This window comes from Pseudolysinimonas sp., from assembly GCF_031389465.1.
GTDB lineage: Bacteria > Actinomycetota > Actinomycetes > Actinomycetales > Microbacteriaceae > Pseudolysinimonas_A.
Genome location: NZ_JANMSQ010000102.1, coordinates 1 through 4,319, shown reverse-complemented (window position 1 = coordinate 4,319; position 4,319 = coordinate 1). Strand labels below are relative to the sequence as shown.

Below are 4,319 nucleotides of genomic sequence, written 5' to 3'. Positions count from 1 at the left end.
CAGCAGCCACACCAGCCACCCAACTTCCTGAAAACGGAAAGTCGGCCTCACCCGACGATGTGCATCGCGCGCGCGGCGTCGGTGATCGAACCCGACAGCGACGGGTAGACGCTGAACGCGCGGGCGAGTTGGTCGACCGTGAGACGGTGCTCGACCGCGAGCGCGATCGGCAGGATGAGGTCGCTCGCCTTGGGCGCGACAACCACGCCGCCGATCACGGTGCCCGAGCCGGTGCGGGCGAACAGCTTCACGAAGCCGTCCTTGATGCCCATCATCTTCGCGCGCGGGTTGCTCGCGAGCGGGAGCTTGTAGATCTCGCCCTGCGCGATTCCCTGCTCGATCTGGTGCTGCGACCAACCGACGGTGGCGACTTCGGGCTGCGTGAAGATGTTGCTCGTCACGTTGCGCAGTTCGGTCGGGGTGACGGCGTCGCCGAGCGCGTGGAAAACCGCGGTGCGACCCTGCATCGAGGCGACGGATGCCAGCGGCAGAAAGTCGCTCGCATCGCCCGCCGCGTAGACCGAGGGCATCGAGGTGCGGGCGACGCGGTTGACGCGGATGTGCCCCGACTCGGTGAGCTGGATGCCGGCCTCGGCGAGCCCGATCCCAGACGTATTCGGCACCGACCCGAGCGCGAGCAGCGCGTGCGATCCGGTGACTTCCCGGCCGTCGACGAGTTTCACGATCACGCCATCGGCAGAACGCTCGACCGACGCCATGCGGCTCTTGTTGAGCACCGTCATGCCGTTGCGGAGGAACACGTTCTCGATGACGGTCGCGGCGTCGCTGTCTTCCCCCGGCAGAACCTGGTCGCGGCTCGAGACGAGGGTGACCTTGGCGCCGAGGGCGAGATAGGCGGAGGCGAACTCGGCGCCCGTGACGCCCGAGCCGACGACGATCAGGTGCTCGGGAATCGTCTCGAGCGAGTAGAGCTGGGTCCAGGTGAAGATCCGCTCGCCGTCGGGCTTTGCGGTGGACAGTATGCGAGGCGAGGCGCCCACGGCGACGATGAGGGTGTCGGCGGTGATCTCGTCGAAGTCGGTGCGGGCCTTGCCTCGACCGGTCGACGCGATGATCGTGTTGGCATCCTCGAGTCGTCCGTCGCCCTGCACGATGCGCACGCCCGCGCGCACCAGCTGCGCCTTCATGTCGGCCGACTGCTGTTGCGCGAGGGCGAGCAGGCGCTTGTTGACCGCACCGAGATTGACCGCGACTTCGGGACGCACCGGGCGGCCCTTGTCGTTGCGGGTGAAGAACTGAACGCCGAGGTCAGCCGCCTCGCCGACGGCGGTCGCCGCCTCCGCGGTCGCGATGAGCGTCTTCGACGGCACGACGTCGGTGAGCACCGCCGAGCCGCCGACGCCCGCCCGCTCGACGAGGGTCACCTCGGCCCCGAGTTGCGCCCCGGTGAGGGCGGCTTCGTAGCCCCCCGGTCCACCGCCGAGCACTGCCAGACGGTGGGTGCGCTCGAACTCGTATGGCATGCCCTCATTCTCACAGGAATCCCGGACGGGCCGGGCTCGGCCGCGTTCTAGAGTGAACGGATGAGCACCGCACCTCATCCCCTCGACGACCCGGCAGCCGATCCGTTCGCGATCGCGAAGGAGGCCGCCGCGCAGCTCGCCGAAGCCACCGGTATTGCGAAGCACGATATCGCGCTCACGCTCGGCAGCGGGTGGGCGAAAGCCGCCGACCTGATCGGAGAGACCGTCGCGACGGTGCCGGCAACCGACATCGTCGGTTTCAGCAAGCCGGCCCTCACCGGACACGTCGGCACGCTCCGCAGCATCCTCCTCCCCAGCGGTAAGCACGCGCTCGTCATCGGAGCACGCACGCACTACTACGAGGGCCACGGGGTGCGCCGCGTTGTGCACTCGGTGCGTACCGCGGCGGCGGCAGGGGCATCCATCATGGTTCTCACCAACGGCGCCGGTGGCATCAAAGAGCACTGGACTCCCGGTACTCCTGTGCTGATCTCCGACCACCTCAACCTCACCGCCGACTCGCCGCTCGAAGGCGCGACCTTCATCGACCTCACCGACCTCTACGCGCGGCGCCTGCGCGACATCGCGCGCACGGTCGAGCCCGGACTCGACGAGGGCGTGTACACCCAGTTCCGCGGCCCGCACTACGAGACTCCGGCCGAGGTTCAGATGGCGAAGGCGATCGGCGGCCACATCGTCGGCATGTCGACGGCGCTCGAAGCGATCGCGGCCCGCGAAGCCGGGATGGAGATCCTCGGCTTCTCGCTCATCACCAACCTCGCTGCTGGAATCTCGCCCGACGCGCTCAGCCATGCCGAGGTCCTGCAGGCGGGCAAGGATGCCGAGCCGGTGATCTCCGACCTTCTCGCCCGCGTCGTCGTCGCGCTGTAGTTCGATGGGAAACATCGACGACGCGCGGGCTTGGATCGCGCAGGACCCCGACCCTGTGACGCGTGCCGAACTCGACGCCCTGGTGGCGCAGGTGGAAGCGGGAGAGGATGCCGCAGCTGCCGACCTGGCCGAGCGCTTCTCCGGCCGTCTCGAATTCGGCACCGCCGGGCTCCGGGGTGAACTCGGCGCAGGTCCGATGCGCATGAACCGGGTGCTGGTCGCCCAAGCCGCCGCCGGGCTCGCGGCCTATCTGCTCGCGCGGGAACCGCATCCCTCGGCCGTGATCGGCTACGACGGCCGCCACAACTCCGCCGTGTTCGCCCGGGACAGTGCGGCGATCCTCGCGGGAGCGGGAGTACAGGCGACGATCCTGCCTCGGCCGCTGCCGACGCCGGTGCTCGCGTTCGCCGTGCGCGAGTTGCGGGTGAGCGCCGGCATCATGGTCACCGCGAGTCACAACCCGGCCCGCGACAACGGGTACAAGGTCTACCTCGGCGGCGCCGACGGCGGATCCCAGATCGTGGCACCGGCCGACGGCGAGATCGCTGCCGAGATCGTCCGGGCAGCGACCGTGCCCTTCGCCCAGCACCCCACCTCGTCGGATGTCCACACCGCCGACGAGGCGCTCATCGACGAGTACGTGCGCCGCACGGCCGAAGTGGCGGGCGAACCCGCACCGCTGCGCTACGTGTACACGCCCATGCACGGCGTCGGGCGCGAGGTCGCCGAGAAGGTGTTCGGTTCGGCGGGCTTCGCGGCACCGATCATCGTCGCGGCGCAGGGCGACCCCGACCCCGACTTCCCGACCGTGGCGTTCCCCAACCCCGAGGAACCCGGGGCGATGGATCTCGCGTTTCAGGCCGCCCGCGACGCCGACGCCGACCTGGTGATCGCGAACGACCCGGATGCCGACCGCGTCGCCGTCGGAGTTCCCGACCCGGAGACGCGCGGCGGCTGGCGACGGCTCACCGGCAACGAGGTCGGTTGGCTGCTCGGCTGGCGCGCCGCCCGGGAGCACGACACCGGAACCCTCGCCTGTTCGATCGTCAGCTCGCCGGCCCTGCGCGAGGTAGCCCGCGTGCGCGGCCTCGACTTCGTGGAGACCCTCACCGGCTTCAAGTGGATCTCCCGCGCGTCCCGCCTGATCTACGGCTACGAGGAGGCGCTCGGCTACCTCGTCGACCCCGGGAAGGTCCGCGACAAGGACGGCATCTCGGCCGCGGTCGCGGTGCTCTCGCTGTTCTCGGAATTACGGGCGACGGGCGAGACGCTGGAGTCCCACCTCGACCACTTCGCGCTCGAGTTCGGCGCCTTCTCGTCGGCCCAGATCTCGATCCGGGTCGCCGACCTCGCCGAGATCCCGCGCACGATGGCTCGCCTGCGCGCCGACCCGCCGACCGAGGTCGGCGGCATCCCGGTCGACGGTGTCGACGACTATCTGCTCGGCGTCGACGGCTTCGCCGCCAACGACATCCTGCGACTGCGGCTTGCGGGCGGCGGGCGCGTCATCGTGCGCCCGAGCGGTACCGAGCCGAAGCTCAAGTGCTACCTCGACGCGTCGTCTCGCGAGGGGTCGGCGACCGAGCGTCGCGCCGCCGCCGCCGCATCCGTCGCAACGCTCGAAGCGGGGATGCAGGCCCTGCTGGGCTGAACGGTCAGAGTGCCCGCGACCACGCCACTTCGCGGGCAAGTCGTTCGGTCTCTACGAACAGCCGCACCTGATGCGTCGTCGCCAGTGCGGCAACGAGCTGGGCGCGATCTGCGGGCGCGAATCCGAGCCTCACCCAGAACGGTCCCGAGCGCCTACTGAACAGCCACGCCGTCTCGGCGCCCGCGTCGGCAGCGGCGTCGAGAGCGAAACGAGCGAGCGCTGTGCCTCTCCCCGCCGCCCGACCGTCAGGATGCACGGCGACGCTCCGGATGAGGGCGTGTCGGCCATCGGCG

The 4,319-nt window shown here is 69.9% G+C and carries 4 protein-coding genes; 2 read left to right on the top strand and 2 right to left on the bottom strand.

The annotated features are described in order from the left end of the window. Positions 1-47: 47 nt before the first annotated feature. On the bottom strand, positions 48-1,484 hold the full coding sequence (locus tag RMO30_RS04075) for an NAD(P)H-quinone dehydrogenase (protein ID WP_309709859.1): 1,437 nt from the start codon (positions 1,482-1,484) through the stop codon (positions 48-50). A gap of 60 nt (positions 1,485-1,544) precedes the next feature. Here RMO30_RS04075 and RMO30_RS04070 point away from each other — a divergent pair, with 60 nt between their 5' ends. Together RMO30_RS04070 and RMO30_RS04065 are read left to right on the top strand one after the other, a co-directional pair. Then, positions 1,545-2,375 carry a purine-nucleoside phosphorylase gene (locus RMO30_RS04070; protein ID WP_309709856.1) on the top strand — a complete coding sequence of 277 codons (831 nt, stop codon included), beginning with the start codon at positions 1,545-1,547 and terminating at the stop codon, positions 2,373-2,375. A 4-nt stretch (positions 2,376-2,379) separates the two neighbouring features. Beyond that, the gene (locus RMO30_RS04065; RefSeq protein WP_309709852.1) at positions 2,380-4,026 is read left to right on the top strand and encodes a phospho-sugar mutase; all 1,647 of its coding nucleotides are present in this window, start codon (positions 2,380-2,382) and stop codon (positions 4,024-4,026) included. Positions 4,027-4,030: 4 nt separating this feature from the next. Here the strand turns inward: RMO30_RS04065 and RMO30_RS04060 are convergent. After that, positions 4,031-4,319 (bottom strand): GNAT family N-acetyltransferase (locus RMO30_RS04060; RefSeq protein ID WP_309709849.1); only part of this gene is annotated, 289 nt, incomplete at its 5' end.